The organism is Dyella sp. ASV21, from assembly GCF_016428975.1.
In the GTDB taxonomy this organism is placed as follows: domain Bacteria; phylum Pseudomonadota; class Gammaproteobacteria; order Xanthomonadales; family Rhodanobacteraceae; genus Dyella.
On record NZ_JAELTT010000001.1, the window covers coordinates 94,378 to 116,268 of the forward strand.

22 protein-coding genes are annotated in these 21,891 nt (G+C 65.9%); all 22 read right to left on the reverse strand.

Annotated elements, in window-relative coordinates; genetic code table 11:
* Positions 1-10: 10 nt before the first annotated feature.
* Complete coding sequence (gene fabG, locus JHD67_RS00460; RefSeq protein ID WP_199096233.1) at positions 11-739, reverse strand: 3-oxoacyl-ACP reductase FabG; 729 nt, start codon at positions 737-739, stop codon at positions 11-13.
* A 12-nt stretch (positions 740-751) separates the two neighbouring features.
* Positions 752-1,201, reverse strand: a complete 450-nt coding sequence (locus tag JHD67_RS00465) for a hotdog family protein (protein ID WP_199096235.1) — start codon at positions 1,199-1,201, stop codon at positions 752-754.
* Complete coding sequence (locus JHD67_RS00470) at positions 1,198-2,388, reverse strand: beta-ketoacyl-ACP synthase (RefSeq protein ID WP_199096237.1); 1,191 nt, start codon at positions 2,386-2,388, stop codon at positions 1,198-1,200. The genes JHD67_RS00465 and JHD67_RS00470 overlap by 4 nt, the downstream gene beginning before the upstream one ends.
* Positions 2,385-3,107, reverse strand: coding sequence for a class I SAM-dependent methyltransferase (locus tag JHD67_RS00475; RefSeq protein WP_199096239.1), 723 nt, complete (start codon positions 3,105-3,107; stop codon positions 2,385-2,387). The genes JHD67_RS00470 and JHD67_RS00475 overlap by 4 nt, the downstream gene beginning before the upstream one ends.
* Positions 3,104-3,601 carry an acyl-CoA thioesterase gene (locus tag JHD67_RS00480; RefSeq protein WP_199096242.1) on the reverse strand — a complete coding sequence of 166 codons (498 nt, stop codon included), beginning with the start codon at positions 3,599-3,601 and terminating at the stop codon, positions 3,104-3,106. The genes JHD67_RS00475 and JHD67_RS00480 overlap by 4 nt, the downstream gene beginning before the upstream one ends.
* A complete protein-coding gene (locus tag JHD67_RS22840; RefSeq protein ID WP_199096244.1) occupies positions 3,591-4,559 on the reverse strand; it encodes a glycosyl transferase in 969 nt (322 codons plus the stop codon). The genes JHD67_RS00480 and JHD67_RS22840 overlap by 11 nt, the downstream gene beginning before the upstream one ends.
* Positions 4,552-5,187 (reverse strand): hypothetical protein, encoded by a 636-nt coding sequence (locus JHD67_RS22215; protein WP_233171536.1) that lies wholly within the window; start codon positions 5,185-5,187, stop codon positions 4,552-4,554. The genes JHD67_RS22840 and JHD67_RS22215 overlap by 8 nt, the downstream gene beginning before the upstream one ends.
* Complete coding sequence (locus tag JHD67_RS00495; protein WP_199096246.1) at positions 5,184-5,729, reverse strand: hypothetical protein; 546 nt, start codon at positions 5,727-5,729, stop codon at positions 5,184-5,186. Before JHD67_RS00495 ends, JHD67_RS22215 begins: the two co-directional genes overlap by 4 nt.
* A complete protein-coding gene (locus tag JHD67_RS00500; RefSeq protein WP_199096248.1) occupies positions 5,717-5,986 on the reverse strand; it encodes a phosphopantetheine-binding protein in 270 nt (89 codons plus the stop codon). The genes JHD67_RS00495 and JHD67_RS00500 overlap by 13 nt, the downstream gene beginning before the upstream one ends.
* The gene (locus tag JHD67_RS00505; RefSeq protein WP_199096250.1) at positions 5,983-6,777 is read right to left on the reverse strand and encodes a lysophospholipid acyltransferase family protein; all 795 of its coding nucleotides are present in this window, start codon (positions 6,775-6,777) and stop codon (positions 5,983-5,985) included. The genes JHD67_RS00500 and JHD67_RS00505 overlap by 4 nt, the downstream gene beginning before the upstream one ends.
* A complete protein-coding gene (locus JHD67_RS00510; protein WP_199096251.1) occupies positions 6,753-7,496 on the reverse strand; it encodes a beta-ketoacyl synthase chain length factor in 744 nt (247 codons plus the stop codon). The genes JHD67_RS00505 and JHD67_RS00510 overlap by 25 nt, the downstream gene beginning before the upstream one ends.
* A complete protein-coding gene (locus JHD67_RS00515) occupies positions 7,493-8,752 on the reverse strand; it encodes a beta-ketoacyl-[acyl-carrier-protein] synthase family protein (RefSeq protein WP_199096253.1) in 1,260 nt (419 codons plus the stop codon). Before JHD67_RS00515 ends, JHD67_RS00510 begins: the two co-directional genes overlap by 4 nt.
* Positions 8,749-9,975: a beta-ketoacyl-ACP synthase gene (locus tag JHD67_RS00520; RefSeq protein ID WP_199096255.1), complete on the reverse strand. Its 1,227-nt coding sequence runs from the start codon at positions 9,973-9,975 to the stop codon at positions 8,749-8,751. Before JHD67_RS00520 ends, JHD67_RS00515 begins: the two co-directional genes overlap by 4 nt.
* 31 nt (positions 9,976-10,006) lie before the next feature.
* Positions 10,007-12,367, reverse strand: coding sequence for an MMPL family transporter (locus JHD67_RS00525; protein ID WP_199096257.1), 2,361 nt, complete (start codon positions 12,365-12,367; stop codon positions 10,007-10,009).
* The gene (locus tag JHD67_RS00530) at positions 12,364-12,972 is read right to left on the reverse strand and encodes an outer membrane lipoprotein carrier protein LolA (protein WP_199096259.1); all 609 of its coding nucleotides are present in this window, start codon (positions 12,970-12,972) and stop codon (positions 12,364-12,366) included. The genes JHD67_RS00525 and JHD67_RS00530 overlap by 4 nt, the downstream gene beginning before the upstream one ends.
* The gene (locus JHD67_RS00535) at positions 12,960-13,748 is read right to left on the reverse strand and encodes a glycosyltransferase family 2 protein (RefSeq protein WP_199096261.1); all 789 of its coding nucleotides are present in this window, start codon (positions 13,746-13,748) and stop codon (positions 12,960-12,962) included. Before JHD67_RS00535 ends, JHD67_RS00530 begins: the two co-directional genes overlap by 13 nt.
* Before the next feature lie 16 nt (positions 13,749-13,764).
* Positions 13,765-14,034, reverse strand: coding sequence for an acyl carrier protein (locus JHD67_RS00540; protein ID WP_199096263.1), 270 nt, complete (start codon positions 14,032-14,034; stop codon positions 13,765-13,767).
* Between the two features lie 444 nt (positions 14,035-14,478).
* Positions 14,479-15,582, reverse strand: coding sequence for a Glu/Leu/Phe/Val dehydrogenase (locus JHD67_RS00545; RefSeq protein WP_199096265.1), 1,104 nt, complete (start codon positions 15,580-15,582; stop codon positions 14,479-14,481).
* Positions 15,583-15,811: 229 nt separating this feature from the next.
* The gene (locus JHD67_RS00550; protein ID WP_199096267.1) at positions 15,812-17,221 is read right to left on the reverse strand and encodes an amino acid permease; all 1,410 of its coding nucleotides are present in this window, start codon (positions 17,219-17,221) and stop codon (positions 15,812-15,814) included.
* A 63-nt stretch (positions 17,222-17,284) separates the two neighbouring features.
* The gene (locus JHD67_RS00555) at positions 17,285-19,051 is read right to left on the reverse strand and encodes a DUF885 family protein (RefSeq protein ID WP_199096269.1); all 1,767 of its coding nucleotides are present in this window, start codon (positions 19,049-19,051) and stop codon (positions 17,285-17,287) included.
* A gap of 36 nt (positions 19,052-19,087) precedes the next feature.
* Positions 19,088-20,296 (reverse strand): Xaa-Pro peptidase family protein, encoded by a 1,209-nt coding sequence (locus JHD67_RS00560; RefSeq protein ID WP_199096271.1) that lies wholly within the window; start codon positions 20,294-20,296, stop codon positions 19,088-19,090.
* Positions 20,293-21,891: an aldehyde dehydrogenase family protein gene (locus tag JHD67_RS00565; RefSeq protein ID WP_199096274.1), complete on the reverse strand. Its 1,599-nt coding sequence runs from the start codon at positions 21,889-21,891 to the stop codon at positions 20,293-20,295. The genes JHD67_RS00560 and JHD67_RS00565 overlap by 4 nt, the downstream gene beginning before the upstream one ends.

The following is a 21,891-nucleotide window of genomic DNA, read 5'->3' on the forward strand; positions in this document are numbered from 1 at the left end:
CCCGAGTCGTTCAGCAGAGCCCGCCGTTCACGGCGAGCACCTGGCGCGTGACGTAGCCCGCTTCCGGGCTGACCAGGTATTGCACGGCGGCGGCCACTTCGTCGGGCGTACCCATGCGTTGCATCGGAATCATCGCCAGGATGTCTTCGATCGGCAGTTCGGCGTCGAGCATGTCGGTATCGATGAGGCCAGGGGCCACGCAATTGACGGTGATCTTGCGCTTGGCCAGCTCTACCGCCAGGGCTTTGGCCGCACCGATGATGCCGGCCTTGGAGGCGCTGTAATTCACCTGGCCGCGATTGCCGATCAAGCCCGACACCGAGGTGATGCACACGACGCGGCCGGGTGCGCGACGACGGATCATCGGCATGATGAGCGGATGAAGCACGTTGTAGAAACCATCGAGGTTGGTGCGCAGCACCTGGTCCCAATCGTCGCCGGTGAGCGCGGGAAATGCGCCATCGCGGGTGAGCCCGGCATTGCAGACCACGCCATACGGCGCGCCGTGTTCGGCCACGTCGGCCTCCAGCGCTGCCACGCAGGCCATCCGATCGGCGATATCGAACTGCAGGATGCGCGCCTTGCGTCCCAGCGCCTCGATGGCGGTCTGCACCGCTTCGGCTTCGTTGCGACGCGAACGGCAATGCAACACCAGGTCGTAGCCCGCGGCGGCCAGGCGCAGGGCGATGGCGCGGCCGATGCCGCGGCTGGAGCCGGTGACCAGGATAGTCTCGGACATGGGCGATTTCCCCTAGATAAGTGACGCGAGAAAGGTATCGGAATCGGGTGGACTGAACACGGTGAGGCGCGCCTGGGCGCTGACGTCGCCCGCGTCTATCCGGCAGGCGAACACACCCATGCCCTCCTCATCGTGAAAGGTGCGGGTGGCTTCGATGCGCAGCGTGCTGCCGGGGACGAAATGCGCGGCGCTGGCTTCGTAGCGCCGCGAGCCGAGCAGAAACCCCAGGCGAATGGCTTGTCCCGCATCGCGCGCATGACAGCCCGACCAGGCCGCGATGGTCTGCGCCATCAGTTCGATGCCAGCCCAGGCAGGCAATTGCCCCAGCGCGTCGACGAAGGGAAGGTCAGTGGTGACCTGGCGCAGGCAAACGATGCTTTCGGCATCGTAATGCGCGATACGATCGAGCAGGATCATGTCGCCGGCATGGGGCAGCACCTCGGCCAGCGGACGCAGGATCATGCCGCATCCCCCAGAATCAGGCTGGCATTGTTGCCGCCGAAGGCAAACGAATTGCTCATCAGGTAGCGCGGGCCGTGCGCCGGCAAATGCTGTCCGGGCGAGGTGAAGTGCAGCGCGGGCAACGCGGGGTCGGCCTGTCCATCCCACACCTGCGGCGGTAAACGGCGCGGCTGGTGTGTATCGGTCAGGCTCAGCCAGCAGAACGCGGCCTCCAATGCGCCCGCCGCACCCAGCGTGTGGCCGGTAAGCGACTTGGTGGAGGAGCACGCCACCCCCTGGGGAAATACCGCGGCTACGGCGAGGCTTTCCATCGCATCGTTCTGCGCCGTGGCGGTACCGTGCAGGTTGAGGTAGTCGATCTGGGCGGCATCCATGGCGGCATCCGCCAGCGCGGCGCGCATGGCCGCCTGCGCGCCCAGGCCGTTAGGTTCGGGCGAGGACATGTGATGCGCGTCAGAGCTGGCGCCACCACCGTACAACTGCACGGCGCCGTGTTCTCGCGTCATCAGGAACAGCGCGGCGGCTTCGCCGATATTGATGCCTTGCCGCTGCAGCGAGAACGGATTGCAGCGCTGGGCGTCCACCGCCTCCAGGGCATGAAAGCCGTTGATGGGAAGGCCGCACAAGGTATCGGCCCCACCGCACAGCACGGCATCGCAGAGGCCCCGTCGCAACAGGCGCCGCGCACTCAGCAGGGCGCGGGCGCTGGATGTGCACGCGGTGGAGATACCGTAGCAGGGGCCGGACAAGCCCAGCCACTCCGCCAGGAACTCCGCGGGCGCGCCCAGTTCCTGGTGCGCGTAGCGATAGTGTTCCGGCCAGGCGCCATCGCGTCGGTAGCCGGCGACACCTTGGGTGGCCTCGTCGATACCGGTGGTGCTGGTGCCGATGATGACGCCGATGCGCTCGCTGCCGTAGCGTGCGATTGCGGCGCGAATATCGGCTTCGATTTCCTGCGCCGCCGCCAACAATAGCCGGTTGTTGCGGTTGTCACGGGTAGCGGCGAGCGCCTCGGGCAGGGCTGGCAGGGGCATGTGGGCGGCGCCCAGCGCCACTGTGCGGCCCGGCACCCAGCCAGACTCATGGCGGATGTGCGCGTCCTCGCCCGCGAACAGCGCCTTCGCCACCGATGCCTTGTCGGAGCCCAGGGCGCAGACCACGCCGAGCGCGTTGAGGAAGGTGTTCATGCGTGCGCCAGTGGTTTTCGCGCCACCACGTTGACCAGGGTTTCTTCGCGGATGCCCGGCGGTGGCGGCGTGCGTAGTCCCCACCGTTCGAGCAGGCCGAAATCGCGTGAGCGGCTCCACCACAGATAAGGCAGCGAGACGTGCTCTGGCCCGAATTCGAAACCGCGCTCGCGCAGCATGGCGATGTATTCGTCGGCGCTCTTCTGCACATGCATCGGGTGGCGGAAGAACCAGCGGATTACCCAGGTGTCGATGTATGCCTTGGTGGATTCCGCGAACATCAGCAGGCCGCCCGGCTTGAGCACGCGCCAGAATTCGTCCAGGGCCTTTTCCTGCTCCACCAGGTGATGAAAGGTCTGGTGGCAGAACACGACATCCATGCTGCCATCGGGCAAGTCGATGCGCGCGCAATCGCCCGTGATCAGGTCGACCGCAAGCTGCTGCCTGCCAGCCTCCTCGCGCGAAAGCACGATGCTGTGCGGGTCGGCGTCCAGACCGACCATGCGCGCGGGCTGGAACGCCTCGTGCAGCAGGCGGAACGATCGGCCCTGGCCGCAGCCCACGTCCAGCAGCACACCGCCGCGCGGCACGGCGTCGCCGCGCATCCGCTTGAGATCGTTGATGGCGACGCGCAGCACGTGATGCTGCCAGGTGTGCGTGCCGAGGAAGCGGAAGCCGAGCCGGGTTTCCGGTACATAAGTAGCGCTGGCGTAAGTCATGCGGGTTCGATCGTCGGGATAGGGGAGGCGACCGCTGCGGCGGCAGCGGGAAGCAGGCGGCGCAGCACATCGTCGGGCACGTGGCGCTCTACGGCGTCGATGAAGGCCTGCGGGGAAACCAGCTGCATCTCGCCTTGCCGATTCACCGCCACCTGGATGGTGCTGGCGCGGGTGAGGCGCTCGCCGCTTTCGGCATCGCGAATGACGTAATGCACCTTTAGCCGGTTGCGCCACTCCACCAGTTCGGCGCTCACGATGATGCGCTGGCCGAATCGCGCGGGTGCCGCGTAACGCAGTTGCACGTCGATCACCGGCCACACCCAGCCGGCCGCCTTCATCTGCGTGTAGTTGTGTCCAATCGCGTCGAGCAGCGCGCAGCGGGCCACTTCGAGGTACTTCACATAGTGGCCGTGCCAGACCACGTCCATGGAATCGACGTCGAAGAACGGCACCAGAAGGTCCGTATCGACGCGCATAACGCCCTTAGCGCGCATGCGTGGCCTCCGTGCCCGGTGACTGCCAATAGGGGTAGAAATTGAACCATTGCCGTGGGGCATCCAGGCAATGCTGGGCGAGACGGTCCGCATAGCCTTGCGCCCAGCGTTGAATGGCCGCTTCGCGCTCACCGCGCTCCCACGCGGGGGCCTCGATATAAGGCTCCAGATGGATGGTGTAGCGCCCCTCCACCTTGAGGCAGTGAATCAGGTTCACCGGGCAACGCAGCATGCCGGCCATCAGCCATGGGCCTTGCGGCATCGGTGCCGTTTCGCCGAGGAAGTTAACCTGGATGCAGCGACCGCCGTGCAGGGGCACGCGATCTCCCGCGATGGCCAACCATTCGCCGCGTTCGATGCGTTGCGCCAGATCCATCATCAGGGCCGTATCCAGCTCGCTGACCTGGATCAGGCGCATGCGATGCTCGCCTGCCTCGCCCAGTAGCCGGTTGTAGTGCCCGACATGATGGGTATGCACCAGCACGTTCAACGGCACCTGTTCGCCCAGCTCGGCCATGGCGCGACACACATCGAGATTGCCCAGGTGAGCGCACACCAGAATCTGGCCGCGCCCCTGCCCGCGACTTTGCAATAGGCGCATGCGAACATCGGCAGGGTCATCCAGTTGCACCTGTTCCAGGCGCAACTTGCCATTCCACACGTCGAGGCGGTCGAGCAGGCATTCGGCAAATGCCAGGTATTGCTTGAATACCGAGTGCGAGGTGGGCTTCAGCTCCGCGCGGCCGCTCCAGGCCGCCAGGCGCGTCTGGTATTGGTGGATGCTGCGGCGGCCGCGCCGGTCCGAGGCATAGAAATAGAACACGATCACGTAGAGCAGCGGCGTGAGGACGCGTCGGCCCAGCCAGCGAGCCATCAGCGCGGTGAGCTTCATCAGCACAAAGCTGCCGCGCTCCTTGCGTCCGGCCCAATCGCGTTGCGGGGAGCGCGCGTCATTCACCGGTCGTCTCCCACACCAGTCGACCGGAGGAGCATTCCACGCCGGCGCGTTCATAGGTGAAGTGCAGGCGATGTTGTGCCGGCTGATTCGCAAGCGTCAGGCACACGTGATCGCCGGGGCGCAGCGGACGCTGGAACTTCAGCATGTCGACGCGACGGCACACGGCCGGGGTGCCAAGCCGCGCGGCCGCGAAGGCCTGTGCCCAGGCCAATTGCACTACGCCCGGCAGTATCGGCAAGGAGGGGAAGTGCACGTCGAAATGTGCGAGATCGAGCGGGAGGCGCAGGTTCAGCGCCACGCCATCGGCGGTTGGCTGCGCGTGCAGCAGCGTCGGCTCCCGCACGGCGGGTTGGTCGAACAGCGCAGCGAGCCATGCGGCGTGCGCAGCGTTCGGCCATTCGTCGCACAAGCGCCACTGCACCGGTGCGGCATGTCCGAGCGCGGTGAGATGGTCGGACAGGGTTTGCACGAAAGCACGTCGGCCTTGCTGGCACAGCATGGCGATACCCAGCGGGCTCGGCAGCAGCGCTGCGCCATCGTTGCCGGCAGCCACGCGGGTGAGGGCGGCCTGGGCTACCCAGGGGTGGGTGCCAAGCACGGCCGCGGCCGATGCATGGGCGGTCGTCATGACTTGCCCCGCAGGCGGCGTCGCAGAACCCATTCGCCAATGAACAGCACGCCCATGATGAAGTAGACGATCAGGCCGTTGTACAGCGTCCACCAGCTGATCGGCTCCCACAAGGTGAGTATCGTCGAGGTGAGCGCGTTGAATATGAAAAAGCCCACCCAGACCCAGGTCACTTTGCGAGTGTAGGGAATGGCGGCATCCGGCAAGTCCGGCTCACGCGCGCGTGCGATGCGCTCCACGATGGGTGGGCCGAAACGCAGGCTCAAGGCAAACACGGACAGCAACAGCAGGCTGATCAGCGTGGGATACCAGCGCAGCAAGGCCGCTTCGCCACTGAAGGCGAGGATCACGCAATAGGCCAGCGCCGCGCCCACCATCCAGCGCCCGCCAGGCTGCTTGAGCAGGCTGGGAGCACGGATAAGCCACACCGCACCCAACGCCAGCGCGAACACCGGCGTGTCGACGTGCTCCATGCCGAAGTACACCAGGAACGGATACAGCAGCCCGATGACCGGCAGCAGGATGGCGGTCAGCCGGCGCATGCGGTCCGCTGTGCCTCGACGAAGGCTGCGAGGCTGGCCACGGTGGCGAAATGCTGCCGGGCGTCGCGCGAATCGGAGGCGATCTGGATCTCATAGCGCTTCTGCAGCGCCAGCGCGAGCTCCAGTGCATCGATGGAGTCCAGGCCAAGGCCGTCGCCGAACAGCGGCATGCTGGGGTCGATGTCGCTGGCCGCGAGGTCTTCCAGGCTCAGCGTATCGATGATGAGTTGTGCGATGTCCAGTTGAAGGTCGGTCATGCCGAGGCGAGCTCCTTGAGATAAAGGTGATGCAGGTGTTCGTTGAGCCGACGCGACGCAATGGGCAGGGGCGTATCGGTATTGAACGTGGCCGGATCGATATCGTTCCCCACGCGCAGGCGTACGTGCATGCGCCGGTGCGGGATGCTGTACCACGGTTCAGCCTTGGTCAGCGTGGTGGGCTTGACCGAAATGAATACCGGGGTGACCACGCGCGCGCCACGCAGGGCAATCGCCGAGGCGCCGCGATGGAATCGCGGGGCTTGCCCGGGCGTGGTGCGGGTGCCTTCGGGGAACACGATCAGGGTCTGGCCTTCGCGCAGTACTTCGGCGGCTTGCTCGAGCATCTCCGGGCTGCCGTTGTTGCTGATGTATTGCGCATGGCTGATCGGGCCGCGCATGCAGGGGTTGCGCCACAGGCTTTGCTTTACCACGCAGTTGGCGTCGCGTATCTGCGACACCAGGAACACCACGTCGATCAGGGACGGATGATTGGCGATGACCATTTGCCCGGGTTGCCCCAGGCGCTCGACGCCAGTGACCTCGAAGGTGAGCACGCCGGTGCGATACATGAACTGCACATGCAGGTGAAAGGCCTTGCTGATGGCCGCGCGCAATCGGCGGCGACGCACCGATACGCTGCCCGGCAGCGCCCACAGCAAGGGCAGCACGATAACGCGCAGCAGGATGCCGCCCACGCCGAACAACAGGAAACTCAGCGCCGTGGCGATGAGTCGCCATGCGTAAAAGTCGCTGCGGCGGAGATTCAGAGGTTCGGCTGCCAGATCCATTGACGCGTCTTCCAGGTATGCACAAAGGGGGCCGGTGCGGCATGTAGCGCACGCAGGAAATCGAGCGCGAATGGCCAGTCGCTTCGGCTTGCAACTGCCGCGTGACCGGCGAGTCGCAAACGCCACGACGACGCGGGCGTGGCGTCACCCATACGGGACGCGCCGATGCGCAGCGCCAGCGCGTAGGAGAACGGTACGTCGTCGATCCAGGCCTCGTAGGCTTCAGGCGGTCGTTCTTCCGCGATCACCACGATCACGGCTGGCGCGCCCTGGTCGAGCAGCGTGGCCGCTTCCAGCAAGGCATGCTCGAAGGTGTCGCCTTCGCCGGCAATCGCCGTGGATTCGGCCCGTTGACCGCGCAGGATCGACCATTGCCCGGCAATGGCGTTGTGTACGGACAGGCCGAACTGTGTGGGTGACAGTGGCTGTTGGTCCGCCACGTCGCCGAGAATGGCGTAGGTGCGCGTGGTCTCGCCGTGACGCGAGGCAAACACCAGCGGCAGCTGCTCGTCGTCGCCGCACAACGGCCATGCGACATGCAGCGCCATGCGCGCCATGCGGCTCAGGCGTCGGCGTTGCATGGGGGGCAGAAACGCGCAGTCCGGTTGTTCTCCCTGCTCAGGGGGAGCGCATGGCGCCTGCGCCCAGGCTTGCCATGCCTGGGCAGAGTCCAGGCCCGGTGCCCAGGCGCGCCAGTCGGCGATGCGCAGGTCGATCATGCGCGATCCTCCCGATAGGTGCTGAACATCAGCGAGGCGCAACTGCCACCAAAGCCGAAGCTGTTGGACAGCACGTGATCTACGTGGCGCACCCCATTCTCGGTCAATAGCGGTGCGGCATCGAAGGCGGCATCGCGCGCGTCGAGGTGCCCGCCCGCCGCCAGAAAGCCATGTTGCATCATCAGGATGCAGGCAATGGCATCCAGCGCGCCGGCCGCGGCGGGGGCATGTCCAAGCAGCCCCTTGATCGAGGACAGCGCAGGCACGGTTTCGCCACGCGAACGGAATACGTTAGCGATGGCCTGCCATTCCGCCAGATCGCCCAGTGGCGTGGAGCAGGCGTGTGCATTGATGTAGTCGGGCGATGCACCACTTTGGGACAGCGCCTGATGCATGGCGTCGGCGATGCCATCGGGACCCGGGCCCACCATGCTGGTGGCGTCGGTGCTGGCGCCGTAGCCGCTGACTTCAGCGAGCACGGTGGCGCCGCGTGCCAGCGCACTCTCCATGGACTCCAGCACCAGCACGCCGGCGCCAGCAGCGAGCACGATGCCATCGCGCCCCTGATCGAACGGACGCGAGGCCCGCTGGGGTTCGGCGTTGCTATGGGTGGACAAGGCGCCCATGGCGTCGAACCATAGCGCCGTGGTGTCGTGCAGTTCCTCGCTGCCGCCGCAGATCACGCGCTGCAACTTGCCCAGCTGGATCAGTTCCATCGCCTGGCCGATGGCGTGCGCGCCACTGGTGCAGGCGGAGGTAATCACCATGCTGCGTCCGCCAATGCCGAACGCGTGAGCCAAGCCGGCTGCGACCGAACTGCTCATGCCACGCGTGACGATGTACGGTGACAGCCTGGCGATGCCGCGCGAAGCAAGCTGCTCCAGCGCCGTCTGATGTTCGCTCAGGGCCGCGCCGCCGCCGATGACCAGGCCGCATTGCGGCGACGCCAGGTGTTCGGGCGAAAGCCCGGCCTGTGCCATGGCTTCGCGCGCGGCCTGCCACGCGTAGTGCGCGGTAACGGGGAAAAATCGGCGCAGCTTGCGCGGCGGTTCGTCCAGCATGCGCTCATCCACCATGCCCCCGACCTGGCACCGCATGCCCAACGCCTCCAGCGAAGGTAGATGACGCAAGCCGCTGCGGCCTTCGCGCAAGGCCTCCAGCAGACGCTGGTTGCCCACGCCCACGCACGACACCGAGCCCATGCCGGTGACCACGACACGTGGCAGCGAGGCGCGAGGGGCGGCCTGCGCCTTCATGCGTCGATGGCCTTGAAGATCAGCGATGTGTTGATACCGCCGAACGCGAAGTTGTTGTTCATCACGTAGCGCGTATCGATGGAGCGGACTTCGCCCACGATGTGGTCCAGCGGGGCGCACTCGGGGTCGGCGTCGGTCAGGTTGAGCGTGGGCGCGAACCAGCCTTCACGCATCATCTCGATCGCCCACCATGATTCCAGCGCGCCGCAGGTGCCCAGTGTGTGGCCGACGTAGCTCTTCATTGAGCTGATCGGCGTGTGTGCGCCCAGTACCGCATGCGTGGCCTCGCTCTCGGCCACATCGCCGCGATCGGTGGCCGTGCCGTGGGCGCTGATATAGCCGATGGCTTGCGGTGCCAGCTGCGCGTCGTCCAGCGCCATGCGCATGGCCACCGCCATCGTTTCGCTGGTGGGCTGGGTGATGTGGCTGCCATCGGAGTTGCATCCAAAGCCGACTACTTCGGCGTAGATGCGCGCGCCGCGTTGGCGGGCGTGTTCCAGTTCCTCCAGCACCAGCGTGGTGGCGCCTTCGCCGACCACCAATCCGTCGCGAGCGCGGTCGAACGGTCGCGGGGTAAGCGTGGGCTCGTCGTTGCGCGTGCTGGTGGCGAACAAGGTGTCGAATACGGCGGCGCCGGGGCCGGAGAGTTCTTCCGCGCCGCCGCACAGCATCAGTTTCTGCTTGCCCTGCTGGATCGCCTCATAGCCATAGCCAATGGCCTGGCTGCCCGAGGTGCAAGCGCTGGAGGTCGGCACGATGCGTCCCTTCAGCCCGAAGAACACGCCGATGTTCACCGCGGTGGTGTGCGCCATCATCTGGATGTAGCTGGTGGCGGTTACGCCCTGCATGGAACCGGTATCGAGCATGTGACCCATCACGCGGATGGGCTCCACGCTGCCGCCCGATGAACCATAGGCCACGCCCATGCGACCATCGGTTATCCATTGGTTGCCATGCAGGCCCGCGTCTTGCAGCGCGCGCTCGCTGGCGGCGACAGCGAGCTGCGCGACGCGTCCCATCGAGCGCACATGGCGACGTGGCCACGGCGGCAGCACGAAATCATCCACGGGGCAGCCAAGGCGGCCGTTGAGCGCATCGAAATAGTCCCACTCCGGCATGCGGCGCACAGCGTTGCGGTACTGGCGCAGGCGGGCGGAGATGGTGGCCCAATCGTGTCCGAGCGGTGTGATGCCGCCGATGCCGGTGATAACCACGCGCTTCATCGGCGGGCGTCCTTGTGGTTGAAGCAGGGGTTCATGCGCGTATCTCGTTGGCGGGCAGGCTGATTGGCGCCAAGACGGCGGTAAAGCCGATGCCCAGCAAAAGGGTGAGGCCAAAGTGCTGTAGCGCGGGCATGCTGCTCAGGCCGAGCAGCCCGAAGGAGAGCAGCGCCGTCACCGCCGAGAGCAGCACGCTGGCGTAGCTCGCGCCGGGGATATCCGCGGTATGCGGCTCGCCTTCGCGCAGAAACACCGCGTAGTTGGCGCCCACGCCCAGCACCAGCATCAGCGCCATCCAGTGAAACAGGGTGAGCGGTTGCTGCAGGTAACCGAGCATGGCGAGGGTGAGGCCAATGCCAGCCAGTGGCGGTGCCAGCACGCGCGGTGCGTCCAGGCGATAACGCCAGGCAAACGCCGCGCCGACCAGCAGCAGGGCGGCGACCAGCCAGCCGCTGGCATAGCTGCGATAGCGACCGAACAGCGCCGATACGCTGGCAGGCTTGTCTACCAGGCTCACGCCTTCCAACCCATCGGTAGCGTGTTGCAGCACGGTCGCATCGTCCTGGCCCTGCGGCATCACGATGGAGGCATAGCCGTGTTGGTCGTCGTGCATCCACAGGTATCGAAAAGGAAGGGACAAGGGCATCGACCGCCAGTCGTCTATCTTGAGCACGCGGCCGGGCCATGCGGCGACGTAGTCATGGGCGATGTCGGCCCTCAGGCCCGCTTGCTGCAGGGTGGTTTGCAGCGCAGCCGCGTGACCGAACAGCGGCGCCAGCGCGGCGCGATTGGCTTGCTGCATCCGCTCAGACGGCATCATGCCGGCCACCCCGGTCCAGCCGGCCAATTGCCCGTTCTTTATCAGCGCTTGTAGTCGAAGCTCCAGCGCTTCCTCGCGTTGCAGCGTCTGTTCCGCCGAATCGCCCGTCACCAGATAGAACTGGCTATTGTTGCCGATGCCCGTGACATCGCGGATGCGCGCATCCGCTTGCACCAGCGCGGGCGGCGGTGCGATGAGCGAGTGGATATCGTCGTCGTGCGACAGGCGCAGCCAGCCCGGCAGGGCCAGCAGAAGCAGGGCGGTCAAGGCCAGCGCCGCGCGGTGACCGCGTGCCCAGTATTGCCCACGTCGTTGCAAGAGCCATGCGCCACGAACGAGGGCAGGGGCGAGCGGTTTGCGTGCCGGCGCGGTCAACCACGCCGGCAACAGCCAGAACACGCTCAGGCAAGCCACCAGCATGCCGGTGATGGCGAAACACGCCATTTGTCGCAATGCCGGGAACGGTACCAGCCCCAGCAGCGCGTAACCCAGCAAGGACGTGCCGAGTGCCAGCAGCAGGGCCGGGCGTACTTGCCGCACGCCTTGCTCGGGCTGCCAGCGGCTGCCGCTGTTGGCGCGGGCACACAGGTACTGGATGGAGTAGTCGACGGCTTCGCCCAGCAGCGCCGCGCCGAAGACCAAGGTCAGCAGGTGGATCTGGCCGAACACCCACACGGTGACGCACAGTGCGCTAACGACGCCCACGGCGGTGGAAACAAAGGCGACCAGCAGCGGCTTGGCGGAACGGAAGGTCCACAACAGCAGCAAGGCGATGCCCAGCGTGGAAGCCAGGCCCACCACATGCACGTCGCGCTCCGCGCCAGCGCGGGCGGCGGCGGCGTAGAGTACGGCGCCGGTCTTGAGCAGTTGCACGCCGGGGTGATCGTGCAGCACCTGACGCTCGGCGCGGGCCAGCGCGCCCACCGCTTCGCGCTGTACCTGATCGTCGTACGAGGAGCCGCGCAGCGAGGCCATCACCATGACGTAGGTCAGTCCGTCGCGATGGGCGGTAAGCAGGTCGTCTTCGGGCACCAGTGGCGAGCGGCTCCACGGCTGCTGATCCAGCCAGTGTTGCAACCAGCCGAAGGGATCGTTCTGCACGGTGGTGCCGACGCCGGCAAGAAAGGGCTCGTTGAGTCGGCGTGCGAGTGCGCGGCTAGCGTCATAGTCCGGCTGGGTCAGTGCCCTGCGATCCGCCGCCGTGAGCAGGCTGAAGCGATAGGCGAGGTAAGGCGCCACCAACTGGTCGAGATCGAAATCGGGCAGTTCGGCGGTGACCGAGGAGAACACGGCGTCGCGCGCGAGCGCACGGCCAAGTTCGCGAGCCGCGTCTTTGGCACTGGCATCATCAGCATGCGCCACGAGCATCACCACGCGATCGCCATTGGCGTGCGCCAGGCGATCCACCGCGGCTTCCGCCAGCGGATGACGCTCCGTGGCGGGCAGCATGGCAAGCAGATCAGTTTGTATGGGGGCGCCGCCTCGGCCAAACAGCAACCACGCGCCCAGCAGCAGCATGCTGACGGCGAACCCGCCGAAGAGCGCTGCGCGCACGTGCAGGCGTCGTTCGCTCATGGCATGCCGAGTGCGTGCAGCTCGAACGGGCTGAGCCCGCCAGCGTCACGGGTGTTGTTGAAGCGAATCTGCGTGGTTTCGCCGTTCTGCATCTCCACCCGAATGCCTTGCAGGAACCGGCCGCCGCTCAACTCGATGGCGCGCAGCACTTTGGCCATGCGCTGCTGGCGAGGGGTGAAGCGCAGCGTCCATTGCGCCAGTGTGCCGTGGCTTTGGACCTGGAACTGGCGCAAGGCTTCTTCCGGCTGGCCGGCCAGCATGGATTGCAGCATCTGGGAAACCTGGGCCACGCCGCGATCGCCATTGCGCACGACTTGCAACTGCCCATCCTCGCCCACGCGCGCGGTGCGCGAACCGGTCAGAGCGAGCGTCTCGCGATAGGGCTGGCTCACCTGCCACAACATGCCGTGCCCGACCACGAACAGCAGTTGGCCTTCGCTGCGTTGCGGTTGGGTGAGAGCGGGGTTTTCGCGGCTTTGCGTGAAATCGGCACGCACACTGGCATGTTGGCTCAGTTCGCCAAGCACGCCCTGCAGCAGGGCGGAGTCCTGGGCGCGGGCACCGAGGCTCAAAAGACCGAGCAGGGTAACGATCAGCCAGCGCACGCAGCCTCCGAGCGACGCCAGCGGCGACGCAGCAGGCGCGGTGCGCGCGGCAACATGCCGAGCAGCAGGCGCGTGTGCATCGCGGAGATGCGCACGTTGTCCCGCCACATGCGGAAGTGCGAAAGCCCGTTCTCCGGATAGATCACGCGCGTCGCCAGGTTTCGCACCGGCACACCGCGCCAGAACAGGCGAACGGCGGCCTCCGTGTCAAAGTCCATGCGCGCCGGGAACGGCTTGCGCGCCAGTTCGGCGCAGGTGGGCGCCAGCGGATAAAGGCGAAAGCCGCACATGGAGTCCTGGATATCCAGCGAGAGCGTTTCCAGCCACACAAAGAAGTGGGTGATGTAACGGCCGTAGAGGCGACCGCGCGGCACGCTGTCGTCGTAGATGGGCCGACCACAGATCAGTGCATCGGGATGCGTCGCGCTTTCGGCGATGAAGCGCGGCACGTCGTTCACGTCGTGCTGGCCATCGGCATCGATTTGCAGGGCGTGGCTGAAACCCAGTTCGCGTGCTGCCAGCAGGCCGGCGCTGAGCGCGCGCCCCTTGCCCTGGTTATGCGGCAGGCGCAGCAGGTGAACCTGCGGCACGTCGCGCGCCAGGGCATCGAGGACATCGCGGGTGGCAGCGTTGCTGCCATCGTCCACGATCACCACCGGCAAACCGTGTGCGCGCAATCCATGCACGCCTTCGACAATCGTGTCCTTGTGGTTGTAGATGGGTATCAGCGCGCAGGGCGCGAAGCTGATACCGGCCGTCACGGTACCTGCGGTCATGCGTGCTACCACCCGTTCAGCGGTGCAGCAGCGCCTGCACGGTGGCGACCACGTCGCTCACCGTACGCACGCTCTTGAAGTCCTCGGGCTTGATGCGCATCCCGGTCATGTCCTGCACCTGGATCGCCAGATCCACCGCATCGATGCTGTCCAGCTCCAGATCGGTGAACAGGTGGGCATCCGGGTTTACCCGGGCCGGCTCGATCTCGAAGTTATCGTGCAGAACCTGCTTCAGGCGGGACAGGATGTCCTCGTCGCTGATGCCGGCGGCCAAGATGGTGCTCATAAATCCTTGATCCTACTAACGTGAGTGATTGCCACGAGGCGTTACGTGCCGCGCCATCGAGGCTGCAAACCCTTGTGCGGGCCTTCCTGCCCGGGAAACGCACAATCGCCAACGACGGCCACGGTATGTGGTCGCTCCGCAGCACGTTCCTACGGCTGCTCGTCGTCAGCGTTGCTGGCCCCTTTTCCCCTTGGTTGCCAAATGGCTTTGCAAGCAAAGCCTTACAGCAAGACATGGCAACTATCGCAGTGTATCAGAAGTTTACGAAGCTCCCATCTGTCTTTGGAGCTAGGGGCGCCAGGATTTTTCGCTCACCTGGGGCGAGTGAGTTTCTGCGTTCACCGTCGGCGGCACGTGCGCTTCCATTGGTGCCAGAAGCGACGAAGCCGCCAGCAGGGCTGGCGGCTTCGTGGATACCCGAGACTCAGTGAGCCCGGCGATCGCTTACTGGCCGCGCATGCGACCAGCAAAGCGCGGACCGTGGTTGCCCATGGTCGGCAGCTTGATCTTACCGATGGCCTCGATGCGTTCTTCGGCCAGGCGGTCGGCCGCCTTATAGGTCGGCACGCCTTCGTTCTTGGAGATTTCGAAGATGCGACCCAGGTTGTAGTAGATCGTGCGCATCATGCGCATGGCGCGCTCGCGGTTGTAGCCGTCGATTTCCAGCGACACGTTCATCACGCCGCCGGCATTCACCGCATAGTCCGGCGCGTACAGCACGCCGCGACGCTGCAGCTCGTCACCGATGGCGTCGGTGGCCAGCTGGTTGTTGGCCGCGCCACAGATGATCTTGGCCTTGATGCGGTCGATGGTCTGCTCGTTGAGCGTGCCGCCCAGGGCGCACGGCGAATACACGTCGGCGTCGACGTCGTAGATCTCATCCAGGCCCACGGCTTCGCAGCCCAGCTCGTCCACGCAGCGCTGCACGGCATCCTTGTTGATGTCGGTGACGAACACCTTGGCGCCCTGTTCGCGCAACAGCTTGATGAACTCGCTGCCCACGTGGCCGCAGCCTTGCACGGCGTAGCTGTACTTGCCCACGTCCTCGTTACCGTGCTTGACCTGCAGCGCGGCCATCAGGCCCTGCAGCGTGCCGAACGCGGTGAACGGCGACGGGTCGCCCGAGCCGCCATGCACCTGGTGCACGCCGGTGACGTATTCGGTTTCACGGAACACGTATTCCATGTCGTTGACGTCGATGCCGACGTCTTCGGCGGTGATGTAGCGGCCATTGAGCGAGTTGACGAAGCGGCCGAAGGCGCGGAACAGCGCTTCGGACTTGTCCTTGCTCGGGTCGCCGATGATCACGGCCTTGCCGCCACCCAGGTTCAGGCCGGCCACGGCATTCTTGTAGGTCATGCCGCGCGACAGGCGCAGCACGTCGTTCACCGCGTCCTGCTCGCTCTTGTACGGCCACATGCGCAGGCCGCCCAGCGCGGGGCCCAGCACCGTATTGTGAATCGCGATGATGGCCTTCAGGCCGGCGTCCTTGTTATGGCAGAAGACGACTTCTTCGTGACCCGTGTTGGCGATGGTTTCAAAAATCATTGGAACGGAGACTCCACGTTTGGCGGCACCGTGGGGACGGACAGCCGCAGGATGGAGGCGGGGATCGATCCAGTGCGGCCCCGCCCGGGCGTACTAACAAAAGCCTTAAAGTCAAAACCCCGACCAGAGGTCGGGGCAGTGAGCTTAGTTGGATAGTTTAGTACGTCCCTGCGGCCGGGGTTGTTGCGACGCGGCAAGTCGCTGGCGTATGGGGCTTTTTTCCTTCGGCTCAGGCCGCTTTGGTGGCCAGGCGGCTGTTGCGGCGCCCGTAGCCGAGGTAAAGCACGCCGCCCAGCAGCAGCCAGACGCCAAAGCGCACATAGGTAATGGTGGGCAGGCCCCAGATCAGCCAGCACGAGAAGCCCACCCCTATCGCCGGCACCAGCGGCACCCAGGGGGTGCGGAACGGCCGATGCAACTCCGGCTGCCGCCAGCGCAGCACGGCCACCGCCGTGCAGATCACGATAAAGGCGCCCAGCACGCCGATATTCACCAGCTTGGCCAGCTCGTCCAGCGGGAACAGTCCGGCGGCGACCGTGGTTACTCCCCCGAGCAACAGGGTGGCGCGGTGCGGCGTGCGCCAGCGCGGATGCACCCCGGCGAACCAACCCGGCAGCAGGCCATCGCGACCCAGGCTGAAACCAATGCGTGCACCGGCCATCAGGTTGGCGAAGATCACGCTGGTGATGCCACACACCGACGCCAGCGAAATCACCACCATGGCCCACGGCAAGCCAATGCGCAGGAACGCACCGGCCACCGGCGCGTCATTGTCCAGCGTGGTGTACGGGACGATGCCGGTGAGCACCAGGCAGATGGCGATGTACAGCAACATGGCGATGCCCAGCGACAACAACACGGCGCGCGGCAGGTCGCGTTGTGGCTCACGCGCTTCTTCGGCGGCGGTGGTGAGCATGTCGTAACCAAACACGGCGAAGAACACCACGGCGGCGCCGGTGACTACGCCATGCATGCCAAAGGGCATGAACGGGTGCCAGCGCTCGGGCTTCACGTAGGCCGCGCCGGCCGCCACGATCAGCGCGGCGCCGGCAATCTTGATTGCCACGATCAGCGTGTTGAAGCGCGCGCCCCATTCCATGCGCACCGCGAGCAGCGTGGTGATGGCTGCGGAAATGAGCATGGCTGGCAGGTTCACCATGCGCCCGGGCGCGCTACCCCAGGCGCCTTGCGCCCAGGTGGGCAGCGGCACGCCCGCGGCGTCCAGCAACGCTTGCATATAGCCCGACCAACCCACGGCCACTACGGCGGCGATCAGGGCGTATTCCAGCAGAAGATCCCAGCCGATGATCCAGCCGGCGAATTCGCCGAGCACGGCATAGCCATAGGTATAGGCGCTGCCCGAAACCGGGATGAGTCCAGCGAATTCGGCATAGCACAGCGCCGCGGCGGCGCTGGCGATCCCGGCCATCAGGAAGGACACCAGCACCGCCGGGCCCGCCTGGGTGGCGGCCACGGTGCCGGTGAGCACGAAAATGCCCACGCCGATGATGCCGCCCAGGCCGATCGCGGTGAGCTGCCACAAGCCGAGCACGCGGCGCAGGCCACTGCCGCCCTTGGCCGCCTCGCGTTGCAGCGATTCCACCGATTTGCGGCGAAGCATGTCGTTGATCAGACCCATCCGTTTCTCCCCGTGCTGCGTGTGGTGGTGCGGCGCTGAAAATTCGCGAAGGCGTGCCGGGGATCAGGGTGCGGCCGGTTCCCGGTTGGCATAGGGCGAGGTGCCGCCCGCGGCGATGAATCGATCCACCTGCTGTTGCAGCACCGGTAGCGGCACCGAACCCAGCGCGAGCACGGTGTCGTGGAAGGCGCGAATATCGAAGCGTTCGCCCAGCGCCTTCTCCGCGCGCGTGCGTGCATCGACGATGGCAAGCTCGCCCAGGTAGTACGAAAGCGCCTGTCCGGGCCAGGCGATATAGCGGTCCACTTCGGTTTCGATTTCGTGCTCGCTCAGCGCGGTGTTGTCGCGCATATAGGCCTGCGCCTGCGCGCGACTCCAGCCGAAATGGTGAATACCGGTATCCACCACCAGCCGGCAGGCGCGCCACATCTGGTAACTGAGGTAGCCAAAGCGGTCGTACGGCGTGTCGTACATACCCATTTCCACGCCCAGGCGCTCGGCATACAGCGCCCAGCCTTCGCCATAGGCGGAGATATAGGTGTAGCGGCGGAAGTCCGGCAAGCCTTCGTGTTCGGCGGCCAGTGGCATCTGCAAGGCATGGCCCGGCGAGGATTCGTGCAGGGTCAGCGCGGCCAGCGAGTACAGCGGCCGCGAGGGTAGGTCATGGGTATTGACCAGATAGATGCCCGGGCCGCCGCGCCCACCGGTGTAGAACGGAGCCAGATCGGCCGGTACCGGTTCGATGGCGAAGCGTTGACGCGGCAGGCGACCGATGTAGTCGCCGATCTTGCCGTCCACGCGCTTGGCCAGCCACGCGGCATCCTTGAGCAGCTCGTCGGCGCTCTTGGGATAGAACTTAGGATCGGTGCGCAGATAGTGCAGGAACTCGGCGAAGCTGCCCTTGAAGCCGGTTTCACGAATGGTCTGGTCCATTTCGCCGCGGATGCGCGCTACTTCCTTCAGGCCCAAGGAATGGATCGCATCCGGGCTCATGTCCAGCGTAGTGAACTCGCGTATGCGCGATGCGTAGTACGCCTTGCCATCCGGCATGGCTTCCGCCGCCAGGCTGGTGCGCGCCTGCTTCATATAGGTACTGCGCATGAAGTCGAGCAGCTTGGCGTACGCGGGAATCACCTTGCGCTGGATCGCTTCGCGACCCTGGGCGCGCAGCTGTGTCTGAAGGGCGGTGGGAACGTTGCCCGGCATGCGGCGGAACGGCGTGTAGAACAGGTTGTCATCGCCCGTGGCGTTGACCACATCGGCAATCGACTGGTCGCGCCCGGCCAGCGTTACCCGCGGCACGCTGAACCCGCGCGCAAGCCCCGCACGCATATTGGCCGTCTGCTCGTCGAAGTAACGCGGTATATCGTTCAATTGCGCAATGTAGTGACGATAATCGTCCGCCGTGCGCAGCGTGCGGCGCGCGGTGAACCCCAGGTTGGTCCAGAAGGCGGTGTCGCTGTTGAACGGCATTTCCCAGCTTCGATAACGCTGGTTGTCCAGCAGCGTCTGGATCTGGTTGCGATACACCGCGTAGTTGACCGGATCGTCGCCGTGCAGGGACTCGGGCCGGATGCCATCGAGCTGCTTGAGCACATTGGCCCAGTAGTCCCCGCGCATGCGCTGGGTGGCCGCATCGACCTTGGGCAGGTGATCGGTGAGTTCACCCTGGCTGTCTTCGTCGTCCTCGCCTTTGAATTGAGCTTGCCGCCACGCCCATTCTTTGCTGTAGATGGCCTGGAAGCGCGCACCGGTATCTTCGTGTGCGGCTATCGATGGCGCCACCAGAAGACAGGCAAGGCAGGCGAGGGCGAAGAAAGGTAATTTCATCGTGCGTTCCTTGATCGTTCCGGTGGCGCCGCCTGCTCAGGCAAAGGGCCGGTCGATGGCTGGCGAGGGCGGTGTGAACCAGGCCGCACCGTCCTCGGTCACGTAGAAGTGATCCTCCAGCCGTACGCCAAAACGATCGGGCACCACGATCATCGGCTCGTTGCTGCAGCACATGCCCGGTTGCAGCACGGTTGGGTTGCCGCGCACCAGGTAGGGCGTTTCGTGGATGCTCATTCCACAGCCGTGGCCGGTGCGATGGGGGATGCCCGGCAGCTGGTAATCGGGCCCTAACCCCGCGCGCTCCACCACCGCACGCGCAGCGTCGTCCACCGAGGCGCAGGTGACCCCAGGGCGCACGGCATCGAAGGCGGCTTGTTGCGCGGCCCGCTCCAGATCCCAGATGCGCAGGTGTTCGGCGGTGGGTTCGCCGAAGATATAGGTGCGCGTGATGTCCGAGTGGTAACCCTGCACGGTGCAGCCGGTGTCGATCAGCACCAGTTCGTTGGGCGTCAGATACTGCTCGCCGGGTACGCCGTGCGGATACGCGGTGGCCTGGCCGAATTGCACAATGCAGAAGCTGGAGCCGTTGTCCGCGCCCATGGCGCGATGCGCTTCGTCGATAAAGCACACCAGCTCGCCGCGGCTGATGCCTTCGCGCATCAGGCCTGCCGCCAGGCGATGCACTTGCAGTGTCATCGCCGTGGCTTGTTTCATCAGCGCCAGTTCGGCGGGCGATTTGCACAGGCGGCAGCCATCGACGATGGCGCTGGCGTCGTGCAGGGACGTATCGCCCAGCACGGCACGCAGACGTTCGCCCATGACGAAGGGCGCGGCCGGATCGAGGGCGAGGCTGCGTGCGCCGTGTTCGCGCAGCAGATCGGCCACGAGCTGGTGCGGGTCGTCGTGTTCCTCCCACAGGCGGATGTCGGCGGGAACGAGCAATACGTGTTCCAGCGAACCCCGCTCGAAGGCGGGACAGATCACGATGGGTTCACCGTGCTGTGTAAGCAGCAAGCCCACCATCCGCTCGCTGGCGCCCCAGGCGACGCCGCTGAAGTAACGCAGAGAGGTACCGGCCGTGATGAGTACGGCATCGATCTTGTGCTCACCCAGCAGGCGGCGGGCATGCGCCAGTCGCTGTCGATATTCCTCCGGCGCTATGGCTGGAGCGGGGCTGGGCCAGGGCGCCAGCGCGGCGCGTGCCTGGGCCAGGTCGAGGCCACCGATTTGGCGAGAAGAAGTCATGAATGCAGTGCCTGCTTGTCGAGAGGGTCGAGGCACCACACGCCATCAATGCAGCGCGCAACGCCGCCCGGGTTGGCATCGCGCAGTTCAACCGGCAGAAGGTGCTCGGCCACGTTGTCATAGCAGTGCAGGGCGGTGAAACGCTGGATGGCGGCGGGCATGCCTACGGCGGTGAAACCGGGGTGGCCGGTGCTGGGATACGGCCCGCCGTGATTCATCGCCGGGCTCACCGCGACGCCCGTTGGCATGCGATTGCCGATGAGCCGGCCAACGCGCGGACGCAGCGCCTGCGTCAGGGCCGTCGCCGTGGCATCGTCCGCGCCATGGCTGGCGGTATAGAGCGTGCCAGTGAGATTGCCCTCGAAGGCATGCGCCACGGCAAGCATCTCGGCTTGGTCGCGCACGCGGACCAGCAGGCTTACCGGGCCAAAGGCCTCCGTCTGCAAGGCGCGCGGCTCGCGCAGGAACTGCGTGGCGTCCACGCTCAACAAGGTCGGCGCGTGGCGATAGCCCGGTGCGCCGGCATCACCGCCCGCCAGCAATTGCGCGCCCGCAGCGCGCAGGATGGTCAGGTTGCGTTGCAGATGTTCCAGCACGCCGCGCGAGAACAGCACGTGGGGCGCGGCTGCCGCGAAATGCTCGCGCGCCGCCGCCACGAACGCGTCGCCGGCGGCATCGCTCGGCACGATCACGACACCGGGGTTGGTGCAGAACTGGCCGCTGCCCATGGTGCAGGAGGTGTAGAACTCCTGTGCCAATGCGGCACCGCGTTCGGCTAACGCACCAGGCAGCAGGAACACCGGATTCACGCTGGATAGTTCGACGTAAGCGGGAATGCCCGCCGCATCGGCGGCTGCCTTGAGTGCCAGGCCGCCCGCGCGGCTTCCCGTGAAACCGATCGCGCCCACGCGCGGATCGCTGGCCAGTCGTTCGCCCAAGGAAGGATCAAGGTGATAGAGCATCTGCACGGTGGCCGCAGGCAGGCCGGTTTCGCGCACGGCGGCGAGCGCGAGCTGAGCCAGTCGCTCGCTGGTGGCCGGATGCGAAGGATGCGCCTTGGCGATCACCGGATTGCGCGCGGCGATGGCGGAGGCGAAGTCGCTGCCGGCGATGGCGTTGAAGGCGAACGGGAAGTTGTTGGGGCCCAGTACCAGCACCGGCTTGCACAAGGGCGCGCGATGCGCGCGCAAGTTGGCGGCGGTATCGATCACCGGCTGCGTCCACCCATAGCTGCGCGCGGCCTTGGCGGCTTGGCGAAGCTGATGGGTGGTGCGGGGCAGCTCCACGTTGGCGAGTCGCGGTTGCGTGGGCAGCGCGGTTTCCGCGTGTGCCAGTTCAACCAGTGCCTCGGCATCGGCTTCGATACCGGCCGCATAGGCCTCCAGGAAAGCAGCCACGCGTTCGGGTGGCGTAGCGGCAAGTGGCGACGCGGCAAGGGACGCCGCGCTGAGCGCGGCCTCCACGTCGGCCGCGCCGCTCACGGGATAGGCTGGGCCGATGGCCTCGCCGGTGGCGGGGTTCTCCGCACGGAACGCGTTGATGAGTTCACGGGCGGCACGCCACTCGCCATCGATCAATAGCGGCTGGGTGGCCAT

Excerpts from the sequence above, each read along its gene's own strand:
- fabG (WP_199096233.1), bottom strand. The coding sequence starts at position 739 with ATGTCCGAGACTATCCTGGTCACCGGCTCCAGCCGCGGCATCGGCCGC.
- JHD67_RS00465 (WP_199096235.1), bottom strand. The coding sequence starts at position 1,201 with ATGATCCTGCGTCCGCTGGCCGAGGTGCTGCCCCATGCCGGCGACATG.
- JHD67_RS22215 (WP_233171536.1), bottom strand. The coding sequence starts at position 5,187 with ATGACGACCGCCCATGCATCGGCCGCGGCCGTGCTTGGCACCCACCCC.
- JHD67_RS00480 (WP_199096242.1), bottom strand. The coding sequence starts at position 3,601 with ATGCGCGCTAAGGGCGTTATGCGCGTCGATACGGACCTTCTGGTGCCG.
- JHD67_RS00475 (WP_199096239.1), bottom strand. The coding sequence starts at position 3,107 with ATGACTTACGCCAGCGCTACTTATGTACCGGAAACCCGGCTCGGCTTC.
- JHD67_RS00550 (WP_199096267.1), bottom strand. The coding sequence starts at position 17,221 with ATGGGTCTGATCAACGACATGCTTCGCCGCAAATCGGTGGAATCGCTG.
- JHD67_RS00540 (WP_199096263.1), bottom strand. The coding sequence starts at position 14,034 with ATGAGCACCATCTTGGCCGCCGGCATCAGCGACGAGGACATCCTGTCC.
- JHD67_RS00520 (WP_199096255.1), bottom strand. The coding sequence starts at position 9,975 with ATGAAGCGCGTGGTTATCACCGGCATCGGCGGCATCACACCGCTCGGA.
- JHD67_RS00495 (WP_199096246.1), bottom strand. The coding sequence starts at position 5,729 with ATGCGCCGGCTGACCGCCATCCTGCTGCCGGTCATCGGGCTGCTGTAT.
- JHD67_RS00565 (WP_199096274.1), bottom strand. The coding sequence starts at position 21,891 with ATGGCCACCCAGCCGCTATTGATCGATGGCGAGTGGCGTGCCGCCCGT.
- JHD67_RS00510 (WP_199096251.1), bottom strand. The coding sequence starts at position 7,496 with ATGATCGACCTGCGCATCGCCGACTGGCGCGCCTGGGCACCGGGCCTG.
- JHD67_RS00545 (WP_199096265.1), bottom strand. The coding sequence starts at position 15,582 with ATGATTTTTGAAACCATCGCCAACACGGGTCACGAAGAAGTCGTCTTC.
- JHD67_RS00555 (WP_199096269.1), bottom strand. The coding sequence starts at position 19,051 with ATGAAATTACCTTTCTTCGCCCTCGCCTGCCTTGCCTGTCTTCTGGTG.
- JHD67_RS00470 (WP_199096237.1), bottom strand. The coding sequence starts at position 2,388 with ATGAACACCTTCCTCAACGCGCTCGGCGTGGTCTGCGCCCTGGGCTCC.
- JHD67_RS00535 (WP_199096261.1), bottom strand. The coding sequence starts at position 13,748 with ATGACCGCAGGTACCGTGACGGCCGGTATCAGCTTCGCGCCCTGCGCG.
- JHD67_RS00560 (WP_199096271.1), bottom strand. The coding sequence starts at position 20,296 with ATGACTTCTTCTCGCCAAATCGGTGGCCTCGACCTGGCCCAGGCACGC.
- JHD67_RS00500 (WP_199096248.1), bottom strand. The coding sequence starts at position 5,986 with ATGACCGACCTTCAACTGGACATCGCACAACTCATCATCGATACGCTG.
- JHD67_RS00505 (WP_199096250.1), bottom strand. The coding sequence starts at position 6,777 with ATGGATCTGGCAGCCGAACCTCTGAATCTCCGCCGCAGCGACTTTTAC.
- JHD67_RS00515 (WP_199096253.1), bottom strand. The coding sequence starts at position 8,752 with ATGAAGGCGCAGGCCGCCCCTCGCGCCTCGCTGCCACGTGTCGTGGTC.
- JHD67_RS00525 (WP_199096257.1), bottom strand. The coding sequence starts at position 12,367 with ATGAGCGAACGACGCCTGCACGTGCGCGCAGCGCTCTTCGGCGGGTTC.